This window comes from Streptococcus panodentis (assembly GCF_017884005.1).
Classification (GTDB): Bacteria; Bacillota; Bacilli; order Lactobacillales; family Streptococcaceae; genus Streptococcus; species Streptococcus panodentis.
Map to the genome: position 1 here is coordinate 1 of NZ_QFAY01000016.1, position 14,427 is coordinate 14,427.

General features: G+C 48.6%; 16 protein-coding genes. All 16 read right to left on the reverse strand.

What is annotated here, in order from left to right; all coding sequences use genetic code 11:
- Positions 1-250 precede the first annotated feature (250 nt).
- Entirely contained in the window at positions 251-1,504 is a 1,254-nt protein-coding gene (locus tag DHL47_RS08010; protein ID WP_209551506.1) for an acetate/propionate family kinase, read from the reverse strand.
- Positions 1,505-1,818: 314 nt separating this feature from the next.
- Positions 1,819-2,532 carry an MIP/aquaporin family protein gene (locus tag DHL47_RS08015; RefSeq protein ID WP_209551507.1) on the reverse strand — a complete coding sequence of 238 codons (714 nt, stop codon included), beginning with the start codon at positions 2,530-2,532 and terminating at the stop codon, positions 1,819-1,821.
- Positions 2,533-2,813: 281 nt separating this feature from the next.
- Positions 2,814-3,296 carry a GlcG/HbpS family heme-binding protein gene (locus DHL47_RS08020; protein ID WP_209551508.1) on the reverse strand — a complete coding sequence of 161 codons (483 nt, stop codon included), beginning with the start codon at positions 3,294-3,296 and terminating at the stop codon, positions 2,814-2,816.
- Positions 3,297-3,350: 54 nt separating this feature from the next.
- Positions 3,351-3,731, reverse strand: a complete 381-nt coding sequence (locus DHL47_RS08025; RefSeq protein WP_209551509.1) for a glycerol dehydratase reactivase beta/small subunit family protein — start codon at positions 3,729-3,731, stop codon at positions 3,351-3,353.
- Positions 3,712-5,568: a diol dehydratase reactivase subunit alpha gene (locus DHL47_RS08030; RefSeq protein ID WP_209551510.1), complete on the reverse strand. Its 1,857-nt coding sequence runs from the start codon at positions 5,566-5,568 to the stop codon at positions 3,712-3,714. Before DHL47_RS08030 ends, DHL47_RS08025 begins: the two co-directional genes overlap by 20 nt.
- 24 nt (positions 5,569-5,592) lie before the next feature.
- Positions 5,593-6,108 (reverse strand): diol dehydratase small subunit, encoded by a 516-nt coding sequence (locus DHL47_RS08035; protein WP_209551511.1) that lies wholly within the window; start codon positions 6,106-6,108, stop codon positions 5,593-5,595.
- A gap of 29 nt (positions 6,109-6,137) precedes the next feature.
- Complete coding sequence (locus tag DHL47_RS08040; RefSeq protein WP_209551512.1) at positions 6,138-6,809, reverse strand: propanediol/glycerol family dehydratase medium subunit; 672 nt, start codon at positions 6,807-6,809, stop codon at positions 6,138-6,140.
- A gap of 11 nt (positions 6,810-6,820) precedes the next feature.
- Positions 6,821-8,482, reverse strand: coding sequence for a propanediol/glycerol family dehydratase large subunit (locus DHL47_RS08045; RefSeq protein ID WP_209551513.1), 1,662 nt, complete (start codon positions 8,480-8,482; stop codon positions 6,821-6,823).
- A 20-nt stretch (positions 8,483-8,502) separates the two neighbouring features.
- Positions 8,503-9,204: a propanediol utilization microcompartment protein PduB gene (gene pduB, locus DHL47_RS08050; RefSeq protein WP_209551514.1), complete on the reverse strand. Its 702-nt coding sequence runs from the start codon at positions 9,202-9,204 to the stop codon at positions 8,503-8,505.
- Positions 9,205-9,891: 687 nt separating this feature from the next.
- The gene (locus DHL47_RS08055; protein WP_209551515.1) at positions 9,892-10,344 is read right to left on the reverse strand and encodes a cupin domain-containing protein; all 453 of its coding nucleotides are present in this window, start codon (positions 10,342-10,344) and stop codon (positions 9,892-9,894) included.
- Between the two features lie 15 nt (positions 10,345-10,359).
- Positions 10,360-11,460, reverse strand: a complete 1,101-nt coding sequence (locus DHL47_RS08060; protein ID WP_128836349.1) for an ethanolamine utilization protein EutH — start codon at positions 11,458-11,460, stop codon at positions 10,360-10,362.
- A gap of 20 nt (positions 11,461-11,480) precedes the next feature.
- Complete coding sequence (locus DHL47_RS08065) at positions 11,481-11,759, reverse strand: EutN/CcmL family microcompartment protein (RefSeq protein ID WP_128836350.1); 279 nt, start codon at positions 11,757-11,759, stop codon at positions 11,481-11,483.
- Between the two features lie 14 nt (positions 11,760-11,773).
- On the reverse strand, positions 11,774-12,394 hold the full coding sequence (locus tag DHL47_RS08070) for an ethanolamine utilization protein (protein ID WP_209551516.1): 621 nt from the start codon (positions 12,392-12,394) through the stop codon (positions 11,774-11,776).
- A gap of 27 nt (positions 12,395-12,421) precedes the next feature.
- On the reverse strand, positions 12,422-13,051 hold the full coding sequence (eutD, locus tag DHL47_RS08075; protein ID WP_128836360.1) for an ethanolamine utilization phosphate acetyltransferase EutD: 630 nt from the start codon (positions 13,049-13,051) through the stop codon (positions 12,422-12,424).
- A gap of 258 nt (positions 13,052-13,309) precedes the next feature.
- Positions 13,310-13,948, reverse strand: coding sequence for a hypothetical protein (locus DHL47_RS08080; RefSeq protein ID WP_209551517.1), 639 nt, complete (start codon positions 13,946-13,948; stop codon positions 13,310-13,312).
- Positions 13,949-14,150: 202 nt separating this feature from the next.
- A complete protein-coding gene (pduA, locus tag DHL47_RS08085; protein WP_128836365.1) occupies positions 14,151-14,426 on the reverse strand; it encodes a propanediol utilization microcompartment protein PduA in 276 nt (91 codons plus the stop codon).
- Between the last annotated feature and the right edge of the window lies 1 nt (position 14,427).

A 14,427-nucleotide genomic window follows, 5' to 3' on the forward strand; every position in this document is an offset into this window, starting at 1 on the left:
TTAAAATAAGGAGTGCTTTCATTATGAAGTGATGTCATATTTGAATGCATAGCTTGAGGATCTGTCCGTCCTAAAAAGCGCAGCTGAAATGCCAGAAAATCAAAACTCAGCTCATCTCAGCACGGAATCTGACCAGGCTTAGCATGCGAACGGAGACAGCAGCCCAAGGAACTGATTTGAGCAATCAGCTGCTGCATTGAGATTTTTTAGTCTTTTAGTTTGCTTTTATCAGTGAAACTAAAAAACTATTTCAAGTTGTGTGGCCTGTTCTTGCTACCTTGTGAGTCTGGATTTCTGAAGACTGCTGTTCCAGCTCTAAAATCCGCATGGTGTCCTGAGCAATCATCAGCTCTTCGTCAGTGGGCACAATGAGGATTTTTGCCTTTGAATCTTTATTCTGAATGAAGAGCTGGCCCTGCTCATTGGCAGATGGATTAAGGAACAGGCCCAGACAGTTGAGCTTGTTAATCACCATTTCCCGAATCAGAGCAGAGTGCTCACCAATGCCGGCAGTAAAGACCAGAGCGTCCAAACCAGCCAAATCCGTTATGTAGGCAGCAACTGTCTGAGCAATACGGTTGACAAACATCTGCAAGGCCAGCGCAGCCTTTCCATCTCCCTGCTGACTGGCTTCTACAATATCCCGCACATCATTGCTCAGTTGGGAGACAGCCAGCAAGCCAGACTCTTTATTGAGCAAATCGCTGATAGCCTGAGCAGTTAAACCTTCCTGCTGCATCAAAAAAGGCAGAATCATAGGATCAATGTCTCCAGAACGGCTGCCCATCATCAGGCCGGCCAGAGGAGTAAAGCCCATGGAAGTATTCACAGAGCAGCCGTTTTTTATGGCACAGATACTGGCCCCATTGCCCAAGTGACAGCTGATGATCCTCAAATCAGCAGCTGATTCGCCCTGCTCTTCCCAAAGGGCAGCGACTTTCTCAGCAATATACTGATGGCTGGTCCCATGAAAACCGTACTTCCTGATTTGGTAGCGCTCATAATAGCGGCTGGGAATCGGATAGCAGAAAAATTCCGGTCTCAGACTCTGATGAAAGGCCGTATCAAACACTGCCACATTGCCGACCTGAGGCAGAGCTTTTTTAAAGGCGGCAATACCTGTCAGATTAACCGGATTGTGGCTGGGCGCCAAAAAGGCCAGTTCTTCAATAATGCTCATGACCCGCTCATCTACATAGACCGAATCACCAAATGATTCACCTCCATGAGCCACACGGTGACCGACACCGTCAATCTCATCCAGAGAGCGGATAACCTGCTGCTTCAATAAAGCATCCAGCAAATGCTGGACTGCAAACTGATGGGAAGGCAAATCCAAGAGTTCCTTTTCTTTTCGTCCCTTAAATTCCATTGTGAAGATTCCCTGCTGGGAACCGATTTTTTCAAAAATCCCCTTGGCAATCACATGTTTGCTAGGCATATCTAATAATTGAAATTTCAAAGAAGAACTACCTGCATTGACTGCGAATATTTTTTTCGACATTGTTTTCTCCTTCAGCCAGCTTATTGATAAAGGTTTTATACGCAAGCTGTGCTCCTTACTAGGCAATGAGAAACTCAAAAACTCCAGTGGAGGTTTTGAGGCAGCGAATGGAGCTTTCGCAAGGTAATGTCAGCTGTACTGACTTTGCGGCTGATGCAAGCTTGGCATTCGCTGTTCAAACTCTTGCAAGCCTACTCTGACATCAAGCGTTGCTTGAAGTTATTCACTCTTTTATTTCTAGGTTGAGGATCCAACAGTCCGGAGGAAGGTCAAGCAAGGCGAAGCCATTGATGTGTGAGTCTAAAATACCTATATTACATAGCATTGACAGCCAGCACTGCTATGATGGCACCGATTATCGGACCAAGAATAGGAATCCAAGCATAGTCCCAATTTACAGAGCCTTTGTTGGGAATAGGCAGCAGTGCATAGGCCAGACGAGGCCCTAAATCACGGGCTGGATTAAGGGCAAAACCGGTAGTGGACCCCAAAGACAGACCGACCGCCATAATCAGGAAACCAACCAAAAGCGGCGTCAGTCCCGGAGTAATCTCTCCATGGGTCATCATCAGCAACACAAAGATAAAGAAAAAGGTTGCTGCAATTTCGCTGAGCAGATTATAGACTGGATTCTTGATAGCGGGACCCGTTGCAAAGATACCGACTGAATTCCCTTCTTCCGTCTTGGTTTCCTTAAAGTGGGGATAGAAAACAAGGGAAATAATCGCCGCTCCGCAAAAAGCTCCTAAAAACTGAGCCAGAATATAGCCCGCCACCTGATTCCAAGGGAACATTCCTCCAACTGCAAAGGCAAGGGTGACTGCTGGATTCAGATGGCCGCCCGTATCATAAAAACCTGCTGTATAAATACCTAAAGTGACTGCCAGCCCCCAAGCAAAAACAACTGTGAACCAGCTGGGAGCAAAACCTTTAGCAAGTGCCTTATTCAGATTAACGGATGCACCCACGCCGGTCCCAAAAACAATCAGAACCAGCGTTCCTAAAAACTCGCCCATATACTTTTCCATTTTATGCCTCCTTACATGACATGTGAATGATTTATACTCAATGAACAGCAGCAAACTAAGCGGGAGCAGACAGGACGGCAGCGAGCTGCTCATCCTGTCATGAGAACGAGAAATCCCACAGGACTTTCTCTAACTCCTGCACTAATTTAGCAGCATTGAAAATAATCGTTTCAATACTGCCAATGGCGGAGCTAGCCGCTTAAAGAAGCTGAGACAGAGACCGCCGCTAGGAAGTGTCTGCTTCGACTGTCGCAGGGTATGAATTTGCAACAGAAAGAGGATCACAGACCGACTGCATATTCTGCAACGGCCTGATCTTGCTCAGATGTTCCGCCGCTGACACCGATAGAGCCAATCAGTTTTTCCTGATAGTAGATAGGAATGCCGCCTGCCAGACTGACCACTTTATTGTCTGTCATGGTTTCCAGCTGATACAGCCACTGCCCCGGCTGCGTTAAGGGCGCCAAGTCTTTGGACTGCATTCTCATTCCCACCGCCGTGTAAGCTTTTTTATAGGCCATCTCATTGCTGACCAGGAGCGCATCCTCCATGCGATAGGTCATGACAACCTGACCGCTGCTGTCCAGCACAGAAATGACAACCTGTATGCCCAGCTGATTGGCTTTTTCTCTGGCTTTCAGCACTAGATTCCAAGCATCCTCATAAATCGTAAGGGGCTTTACCTCCTTCTCAGTCAGCCTCCTGCAGCTTTCGACCGCTCTATCCACAATCCGTTCCAGCTGGGCGTCTTCAAATCGATCCATGCTGGTCACCTCTTTTCCTGTCACTGACTCTCAACAGTCCTCTCATTATTTTCTTCAAAATGATACCTCCAGCGCTGGACTCTTGCGGAAAGGGACTCCCTTGACCAATCGGGCTGCATTGCTGCCAAATAGTCGCAATTCCTTATCAGAAGCTGCTGTATAGTCCCGGATACGGTAAACGAACTTCTCCTCAGGCAGATTGCGATAGTGCAGCACGGTATCCTGCTCATCGCAGGCAATGCCAACCAAGAGCTGGGACTGCAGGGCAGCTTGATGAGCCAAGGACACTAGATTAGCTGTTTTTTCTGGCAGGATTCGCTGAAAAGGAATCCCTTCTTCTTCGATACCATATGCTATCTGGGCCAGTTTCGCTTCATGGGGCTGACCCTTGACCAGAAGCAGAATGGTCGGTTTGCTAGTATAGTGGAATTCCATTTCCGCCACCTCTTTTCTTTCTGACATAGGACAAAATCAGCCCGGTTGCTACAGCGTTTCTGGGTCCTTCCAAGCCGCGGACATTGCCCCGGCCGGCTACAATAGCCTGCTGGGACAGAGCCTGAGTGACCAGCTGAGGAATTTCAAAATCCAAGGCTGACCCGCCCACAATGACAACAAAAGGAATATCCCGGATATTTCCGGTAGGACTGACTCGGGTCAGGGCTCGTATGGCATTGGTGACAAAGACTCTCTCCTTGGCGGACTGTCTGACCAGCCTGATCTTTTCAATCGAACAGTCTCCATCATTCAGAGGCACAAATTCGTCTTTTCCTTTGACAATGACCACCCGGGCAAATAAATCGCTGGACAGAGGCTGATTAAAGAACTGCACTGTGCCGTCCTCGTGCCGGATGTGAAAGAGACTCTCTACCTTGGCCAAAGGATATTTTTTGATCTCTTCAGCCAAGTGATGGTTTTCAAGCCCCAGCTCAGAACGAATCAGCATGGTCACCATATCACCGGCTCCAGCTAAGTGAACCGCCAGAATAGAGCCTTTTTTATCTATAATAGAAGCGTCGGTCGAACCAGCTCCCAAGTCAAGAATCGCTAAAGGAGTATCCGTTCCCGGTGTCGTCAGGGCACCCAAAATAGCTGACTCTGCTTCGGCTCCGCCAATCTCAACTGGAATCCCCAGCTCTTTTTCAACTTCTTTAGCAATAATGGACATCTGCAACTTGTCAGAATTCACCATGGAAGCAATACCGACGGCCTGTTCCATAGAAAATTCGCCGGCCACTCCGCCTCGGACAGAAATAGGAGCAAAGGTATTGACCGCTAAAAGGTCCCGAATAGAAATATCTGACTGCTGTTTATCCGTCAGCTGAGCCATGGTCTGTCTGACCTTTTCCAGCATGCCTCCGACATTGGTACCGGCCTCTCCCGTGACATTGCTGATGTCACCAGCCTGAACCACCTGCTCCATAATAGCATCAGCCCCTTTAGAAATATCCACTTTCAGGCTACAGTCTTGGCCCATAATCTGAATGCTGCCGGCTGGAATTGTTCTGGCCTGCACATCCCCCTTGGGCGTTTTAATCACCACGGCTGAGCGATTGCCGATGAGAGCACGCGCAATAGGAACGATATTTTTGGTTTCCTCGGCATTCAGCCCGAAAACAGTAGCAATACCATAAGGATTGGACAGCTGGGAAATGACCTTGCCCTGCTCCACAACCTCGACTGCAGCCAGCATGCCCAAAGGGACCTTGTCAATGTACATGATTTCATCAACAATGGGAATGGTCTTAGAAATCCGATTATTGACCAGAACCCCGTCATCGGCCTGCAGAATAGCGCCGTTAATCTGATAGCCTTTTTTCAGATAGGCATTGATCAGCTGGGCCACCAAATCAAAATCAATGATTTTCGGAACGACCAGAACATAAGACCGATCCATGGGATGATGGATGAGATCCAAAATCGACACGGTGATGCCGACTCCCAGCCCCAAACCGCCTGGCGTATGGGGATTGTGGCCAATCATGGTGGATTCCGTTATGACCGTTTCGGTAATGGTCTCCATCGCAACATCCCCGATGACAGGTGTTGCTTCATTGATTCGGATGAGATCAACATCTTTTAAGGTCAGCTCGGTCTGCTGTATCAGAAGCCGCAGGGATTCATAGATGCCGTTGACATTTTCCTTGGTCCCCTTGATGCCTGTGGTATCCGCCAGCGCTGAGGCAAGAAAGTGAAAGCGTCCATCGTCTTCTATTTCAGCCAGGGCAGATTCAGTGGAAGAATTTCCGATATCTACTCCAATGATACGTTTCACGCCTGCTCCTCCTTCTGCTCTCTTCTAGTTGTCACCTTTCAGTTTCTTGCGGCGCTCATAGTTCTCAGCCGCTTCTCTGACAAAGCCCGCACAGATAAGGGCCCCGTATTGGTGCTCCAGCTCATCGGCAATGTCCAGCAATTCCTGCTTGGAAGAGCGGTAGGGGCGCAGAGCATTGTAAATTTCCAAAACACGGGCATCAGGAACTTTGGTCAGTTCAGCCGCTCTGGAAAAATTGTACTGAATCGATTCACGGCCAGCATGTTTAGCAATTTCACCCTGTTTTATCAAAATTTCCGGCTTGATTCTCAAATCTGCCGCCGTGATTTCTCCTGATAAGATACTGTCTAAACTGATGTCTGTAAATTTCTTGCCCTGACCTACGGTAATCCAGTCCGGGTGTTTCTGGGCAATCGGATAGTCAGCTGCTGTCGCTTCGCCGGCGTCCGACTTAGTCAGCTGCTGGCTTTCAGCAGAAGACTCCTTTTCATTCAGTTTTTTTAAAATTTCTTCTACTAAGATTTCTACTGATTCACTCATAATGGTTCTCCTTGTAGACACAGTATGCCCTAAATCATCTGGCACTCTTCAGCCGGCTTGCCTTTTTTTACCAATTTTGTTTCCTTGATATGCAGCAGAGCTGAATAAGCCTGATACTTAGGCCGGGCCATTTGATCATTAAGGGTCGGTACTGGATTGGGGGTCTCGCCCTTAGCATACTTAGCAGCATTCTTGCCAATCAAACGGTAGGTCTCCGGTGTCAGCAGAGGAGCCTGCGGAAAGAGTTCCAAATTGCTGAGCGGCGGCAAATCCCGCTGATGGATAACCGTAGTGCCCTTGGACTGGACGCCGATAGAAATGCCGGAGCCAGATAAATGGTCGCCTTCAACAGCCACAAAAGCCACATCAGAAGAACGGTAAACCTTGACAATACGTGCTTTGAGTCCTTCTTCCTCGATACCGGCAATCAGCTGGCGCAGCACTTCTGTATGAGGAATATCCACCATTGTTTTGACCTGCTGCTCCCCAAAAGCCGGACCGACCGCAATCACTACCTCGTCCACTGCTTGACTGGGCTGGGCTGCACCGACTGTTCGAATGACGGCTTTTTCACTTGGAGCTGACTGAACGCTTGCTTTTTCCTCTGGTTTAGGAGCAGCCGCTCCGCTTTTTTGCTGTCCAATCTCTTTTAAAACTTCTTCAATAATGGAGCGCAGTACTGTTTCATTTATTTCTGTCATCTTGGCACCTCCTAAATATCCCGCGGATTGATGGCGTTCGGAATATCTTTGACTTTTTCCCATTCCTGGCCGACTAAGCGGTGGCCTGTGCCTACACCGACATAGTCATTCGGTGAGTTGACAGCTGAGATGACATTCCATTCCTTATCAAAAATAGCGGAAGTCTGCAAGAAATCTCCGGCCACCCGCTGCTTGAAAAGATTAAGCAGTTCAGTCGCCACTTCTGGAAAGCCATTGTTGGCCAGAGCCTTGATCAAATCAGCTCCTTGTACGCCGCGCTCCAGTATGCCTTGGGCTGCCTTGATGTCCTCAACCTTGTCGCGTTCAGGCATATCTTTGGAGCCGTGAGCATAGGTGGCCGCTTCGACTTCTTCATCGGTAATCGGCGGCAGACCTAGGCCTTTAAAGAGGGCCTGCATCACACGCGCAGCCTTATTTCTGACCTTGACCACTTCTTCTTCACGGACTGGCCTCAGACCGCCATCCACCCGCAGGTCCCGCTGCAGGACATTGTAGTCATCAAAATCCTCCGCATCCCAGTTGGAACCAGCAAACATATTATCGTAGTTCGGTGTTGCTGAATAGCCGGAGTTGATAAAGTCCGTTCCTGGAGCAAACTGCATCAGAGTTCTGACAGAACGCCGCAGGTCTGAATGGGTAAAGGTCTGGTCATTTGAGGAAGCACATTCCAAGTCCAGCATACTGGCAATCAGGTTTTCCGCTACGACTGCACGGATACCGCTAGGCACCGCTGCTGGAATACCGATACAGCTGACAGAGCCATTTTGGGTGCCTTGCACGCCGGCTGCCTTAGTGACATACAAACAGCGGGCTTCCAGGTAGAGCATGGACTTGCCTTCTGCCTGACCCATCTGGACTTCAGAGCCGGTTCCGGAAGTAAAGCGCATTTTCAGACCGCGGGAAGCATAGGCTGAGGCCAGAAAAGCCTTGGACCAAGGCGTATCATCGCCGTCTGTAAAGACATCTTCCGTACCATAAACAGAAATCGTTTCAGCATAGGCCGTAAAACCACGCATCCCAAAGTCCAGCTCGGTAGCTTCTTCCAGCGAGCACTGGGTCAGGACACCCGGGCGGCCGACCTGAGAGCCAATCATCAAGGACAGGGCGTTAAAGGGCGCATAGCGAACCACGGCAACCGTTGTCTCTTGCTCGGCAAAACCGCGCAGGGCTCCTTCTGCAGCATCCGCAGCAATCTGTACGGGATTGTCATTGACATTGGTGACATGGGCCTGTGTTGCCGTCTGCTTGCGGGTTCGCATCTTTTGCAGACACATCATGATTTCAACCACATTCATCTGATTGACAACCTCGACAATCTTAGCCGGTGTCATGGCCTTGGTCAACTGGATGATTTCTGTCCGCGGCACATGGGGTGTCAATATTTTATTGGCAATGTCGCGGGAATCCATTTGAACAACTTCCTCTGCCCGGCTCAAGTCAATCCCGTAGTTGGCAATAAACTGATCAATTAGGTCAAATTCTTCTTTTGCTTTTCCGTCCAGCTCAACCACTCGGCCATTTTCTATCTTAATGCTGGGTTTGGGATCGTTGGGGCTTTCCATAGCCACCAGTCCTTCCTCTACCCATTCTGTTACAAAGCCGTCTTGATTAATTGGGCGTTTGCTTAATACTTCAAAACGTTTAGATCTCATGACACTTCTCCCTCTTATCTCTAAATGTAAGATGGCTGTGAATTAGTCGGACTGTCCCCCATAGCTCCCAAGAGTTTCTTACCGACTTCTCGAGCAGAAATGACGGCCTGTCTGACAGCGCCAGAGTCACCGCTGATAAAGAGGATGACTTCGTTGGAATGGCTGGTGCCTCCGCCAGGAGAAGCATAGCCTAAAACATTGACATTGGCTGCCTTGACAGCTGTATCTGCCATAACAACACCAATCGCAGCAGGACCCCCGACAATCAGACCAAAGGCCCGACCGACCTCAGCACCAAAAGCGACCTGACAGGCTGTACTGGCACGAGCTGTATACTGCAGTTCAATATGGCCGGCTTCATTGGCATAGACATCACCAAAGGTCCGGTCTACTTCTTTGAGAGTCACTTCAACTGCCCGCTCAACATCTGATACGTCATCGCCGCCAAAAATAATTAAACTTCCGTGACCGGCACCGCCCTTTGTATCGCGGGGCAGTTCAATTTTGACAATCTCTGTATTGGTCGCCTTGACCGCTTCATCTGCAGCCATGATGTGAGGGCCGGCTCCAGTACGGGCACCGACAATCCCCAGTGAGCGGTAGCTCTTTTCCAGCTTCATCGCTTCCAAAAGCTGCTGATCCACATTGGCAATGACAAGGCCAATGGTGTCACCTGTCGGATTGACACCGACAAATTCTGTAATATTGCATTGATTTTCCATAAGATAGCTCCTTTGGCTAGCCTAGCAAAGATTTATATAAAGCGCTTACATTTTATCTTCTGCTCCTCCGCTTTCACTTCCATCACACTCCGATAGGTTTGCAGGCAGACTGATTTACAATAGGTTTGTTCTTACTCTTTGAAAATCGAAGATAGGGCTAAGCTAAAAGCACTCGGCTTCGTATAGTCTATCGTTTGATTCACAAGCCGCTTGCTTTGACATCCAGAGAAAGGCGAGTGAACGACATGTGGGATAAAAACAGAAAGAGGATTCGCAGTACAAAACTGTAGCTTCTTTTAGTACTTTCTGATAGAATAAGATTGGCCAATTCTAAGAGAGCAGCAGCCTGCAAGAAAAGCACTTGAAAGGCAAGGCTCTCAAGATTCAGCCATTTTGGTACAGGTAGCAGACGGCAGAACTTTTCGCAGGGTACTCCATCTTCTATCTGTTTTTTTTATAGCAAACCACAGCACCGTTTTCTCCCACGTAAGAAAATCAAAATCAGACTAAACAGCGAGATGCAGGCAAAACTTGAGTTAGGCTCTTTGATGCAGGCTGCCTTTTTTGATTCTCAGCCTCCCTGCCTCGCTTTCTCATTTCTAGGTCCGGTCTGTCGGATCTAATGAAAGTTGGTTTTGATTTGCAAAGTGTCTAAGCACTGTGCTGCAGTTGTATCTTTACTCCGGATTACTGATTCTGCCAGTCAGCCGGATAGGTCACATAGACAAAGCGTGCCTTATCCTTGACAGAGAACTGAATATCGCTGCCTTTGGGGATATAGAGAATTTCTCCCGGACCTGCGCTCATCAGCTCGTCGCCGACGATAATATCCAGCCGGCCTTCAATCACATAGTCCACTTCGTCATAGTCCAAATGCCAAGGGAAGGTGGTCTTTTCCATGGTCATCAGCCCCAAACCCAGTCTCGGACTTTCATCCAGAGTCAGCAAATCTCTGGTATAGACTTGGTGGTCGGGATTGCCGGTATCCAGCCGGTCTTCCGGCCGGACATCTAAGCCGGGCAGGGCAATCGAAGCAACTCCTGCCTTGCTGACTTTCTTCTCTCCCGCTCCCGCAGCTAATTCTTCCAATAAAATTTTACGGACTAATGCTTCCACGTCTGAACGATTTACATCTGTCATATCCTGCCTCCATTTCTAGCTTTCTGCTTCTTTTTTCGTCAAGAAGAATGCCAGCAGCACAGCAGTAATACCGCCGACAAATTTACCAATCATCATCGGCACAATCATTTCCGGTTTTTGACCGGCTGTGAAGCCCAGATGGTCGCCGATAACAAAGGAAGCAGATACGGCAAAAGCCACATTGATAATCTTACCGCGCCTGTCCATATCTTTAAGCATTTGGAACATAGCGATATTATTGGCCAAAGAAGCCACCAGACCGGCAGCGCCGACTTCATTCATGCCCAGAGATTTTCCGATAGCGGACAGGGGTTTGTTAGCTACCTTGGTAAAGACAGCGACCAGCCCGAAAGCTCCAGCCAGAGTGACCGCAATCGTTCCGACTACTCCGAAGGCTTCTGTCAGTTTTTCCGCTCCTACCGGATAAAGGCTGTTGAGCCATTCATTGCCAGTCAGGAGCTGAGCTGCACCAAAGGCCAGACCCAGAGTCGCCAGAATGACAATAATCTTACCAAAGATTTCAAAACCTTTAATCATGCCGTTTGGCGCCAGCAGCAAACCGACAAAGATCAGTCCGGACACAATGATAATCGGTATCAGATTGACCAAGAGGGTGCCAAATGACAGCCCCGGTACGAAGAGTCCGCCCAAGAGACAGCCGATTGGAACAGTCACCAGACCATAGAGAATGCCCCGTGCCAATAGAGGACGGTCGTCTTTTTCGATGATGCCCAATGCCACCGGAATTGTAAAGACAATGGTCGGACCCATCATGGAGCCCAAGACAAAGGCTGCAAAATTTCCAACTGCTGGATCCTGCGCCAGACTAAGAGCCAGAGGAGCCCCCCCCATATCATTTGCGATAAAAGTTGTCGCAAAGATAGAAGGGTCAGCTCCTACCAAGCCGTAAAGCGGTACAATTACAGGCTTGAGCACATCGGCCAAGAGCGGAGCAATCACCATAATCCCAGCCATGGAGAGAGCCAAAGCTCCCATAGCCATGATTCCTTCTTCAAATTTTTCACTCAGTCCCAGCTTACCGCCGATACATTTATCCACAGCACCAGCCAGCATAAAGAGGACCATAATGTAAATGATAATTTTATCTACACTCATAACTTTACCTTAGTTTCTAATTATTCTTCATCACTTTGATATTCGACCTTGTCGATAATCGCCACTACGACCATATCTACCGGAATATTGGCCTTATTCAGGCTCATGCGGGCAGAACTGCCGGTTGTGACCATGACCTGATCGCCTTCGCCTGCACCGATGCAATCAGCTACAATAACCAGAGCTGGGTCGCTTTGATGTTCATTTAGCTGCCGTTCGACCACTAAAAATTTCAGACCGTTCAAATTTTCATCTTTTCTAGTAGCCCAGAGGCTTCCTTTCACTTTACCAACAAACATCCCTACCAACTCCTTTATTCTATTATTCTAATTTTATGGCGCTTGAGATAATCTCTGGCCAGAGCCGTCACAATCATGCCCTTGTCCATCCGGAATTCGTCCCCTTGGCGCAGACCCATTTCCTTCAGCCTGCCCTCTGTTATCAGACGGGTCTTGGCAGCAGGACCGCTGCAAGCCGAAGCAGCTGCCTGCTGTTTTTCCTGACTGGGCGCCAGAACAGCTAAGAGGCGGTCCTTTTCATAAAAGCACAGGCCATACCGTTCCAGCTTAGCTTTCTGCTGCTGCAGTTCCCGATAGAGGAGAGCCTTGGCAGACTGTTTGTACTGATTGACACGGAAGGATTCAAGCGGTGCCAACACTTCCTTGCCAGCCAGCAGAGCGCTCAGCAGGAGAGTTTCTGCTTCATTGATTGGACAGAGCGAGGCAATTCTCAGATAAGCATCCAAGCTCAGATTTTCCGCCAGCAGGCAGTCGGCCTCTTCCGCATCCTGAGTCAGCTGGTAGCCCTCACTCAGCAGCAGCGAGGCTGTGCTTTCCTGGCCCAGCAGATAGATGCGCTTGGCCTGAGACGCCTGCTGAAGGTTTTCTAAGAGACGGTCTGTAATCAGTTGAACAAGTTTATCAATATTTTCCATTCTGATAACCCTTTCTCCCAGCCGGCCTCACTTTTTCTTGATGATACGGCCGCGCATTCCCTTTTTGAAACCGCAGGCATTAGCTTCATCATAGTCAATATGCATATAGGTTGCAAATTTCGGGCTGACGCGAATCACGACATCATCAAAAATCAGCGGTCGGTCGCCTTCTACCTTAACCTGAACGATTTCATGGTTTTCAACATTGGCCTTTCTGGCATCCTCTGGCGTCATATGGACATGGCGCTTGGCAACAATCAAGCCCTTGTCCAGCGCAGTGCACTTGTCGCCGTAGGCCAAAACGACACCCGGTGTTCCATCAATATCACCGCTTTCGCGAATCGGTGCCTTAACGCCCAGCTGCAGGCAGTCGGTCAGGGAAACTTCCACCTGCGAATGCTGGCGGACGGGACCCAAAATAACAACATTGTGAAAGGCCCCCTTGGGTCCTACAAGAGTCACCCTTTCCTGACTGGCAAACTGTCCCGGCTGTGATAAATCTTTCGCTTTTGTTAATTGATAGCCAGGACCAAAGAGGGCCTCTAAATCGCTCTGACTCAGGTGTACATGGCGCCCGCTGGCTTCCACTTCAAAGCTGCCCTGCAATTCTTCCTGAACCTTATCAATTACCTTATTTACCAAATTTTCTAAAGACATTGCTGTTCTTCTTTCTCTCTTTATCTTAGAACCTGTATTCACGGAGGTGATGCTGGCACCTAATGGTCTATTTCCGTCATTCGAGGCAAGGTTTTGCAGGAATACGGGGCGTATTCAAAAAACTCTAACGAAGAATGGCGGAAAAGAGACATTTAAATCCAAATAGGATCTATGAATAGAGGTTCTGACTCTTTGAAAATCTCTTCAGGCCTGCCGGCTAATACTCAATGAACATCATCAGCAAACTGAAAGTCTATATCAGCTTGCTATCAGCCACAGCAAGACTTCTATTGATTTCAATAACTGCGTAACCTTGCTGGCAAATACATCCCTGTCAGCTGCCAGTTCCTGCTCCAATTCCTTGCGCAAAAGGCTTGTTTCAATATAGGATTCATAGCAGGTCAGCTGCCAGAGCGGCGCGTCATAGTTCATCATGACAGCCTCCTGATCCAGCTGCTTGCTGACCCGGACAGCCTGCAGATCCGCATGACTGGCCAAATCGGCCTGGTAGTCAGAAATATCATCCAGAATACGCTGACCGACCATGTTTTCCAAGACCGACAGCAGAAGTCCCATCTGCTCACATTTTTCATCCTGAAAAGCAAGGTGCAGTTCTCTCTGATTCTTTAAAAAATAAGTATACAATTTGGTCAGTTTAAATAGTCGTGGATACACAGCAGAGTCTTCAAGTCTTGTAATGGGCATCCTGATGCCATCATCGGCTGAAGTTGCTTTTTTAGGCTGATTAGAATACACAATCTGAATATGGTGGTCCTTGAGAAAGCCTCTGGCCGCCGGCGTCAGTTTTTCATTGTTTTCTAACTCAAAGATGCCCTTGTCGGCAAGAGCTCCTTCTCGACGGAGCTTTCTAATCTTAGCTTCTGTAAAAACTGACATGTATTCACATCCTTCTACATATGGTTTTTCATCAGAGACAGGGAGCAGGATTCGAGCAGGCGCTGTCTTGACACTTCCCTGCGGAAGTTTTATTTCCAGTCTCTTTGCCACGCTTTCCCATTTCTGGGCTCGGGCTGAGACTGTCCCGCTCTTATCCTGTCTGCTCCCGCTCAGTGTGAATTCTCATAGCCTGAGTATCAGATTACTTAGGCAGAATCACTTCGACTTCTGCGTGCGGACGTGGAATGACATGGACAGAAACCAATTCGCCGACATTTTCAGCAGCTGCTGCCCCAGCATCGGTCGCTGCCTTCACAGCGCCCACATCTCCGCGGACCATAACGGTTACCAAGCCGGCTCCGACTTTTTCTTTGCCGACCAAGCTAACATTAGCTGCCTTGACCATTGCATCGGCTGCTTCAATCGCGCCGACCAGTCCTTTTGTTTCTACCATTCCTAATGCATTTGCGTTTGCCATG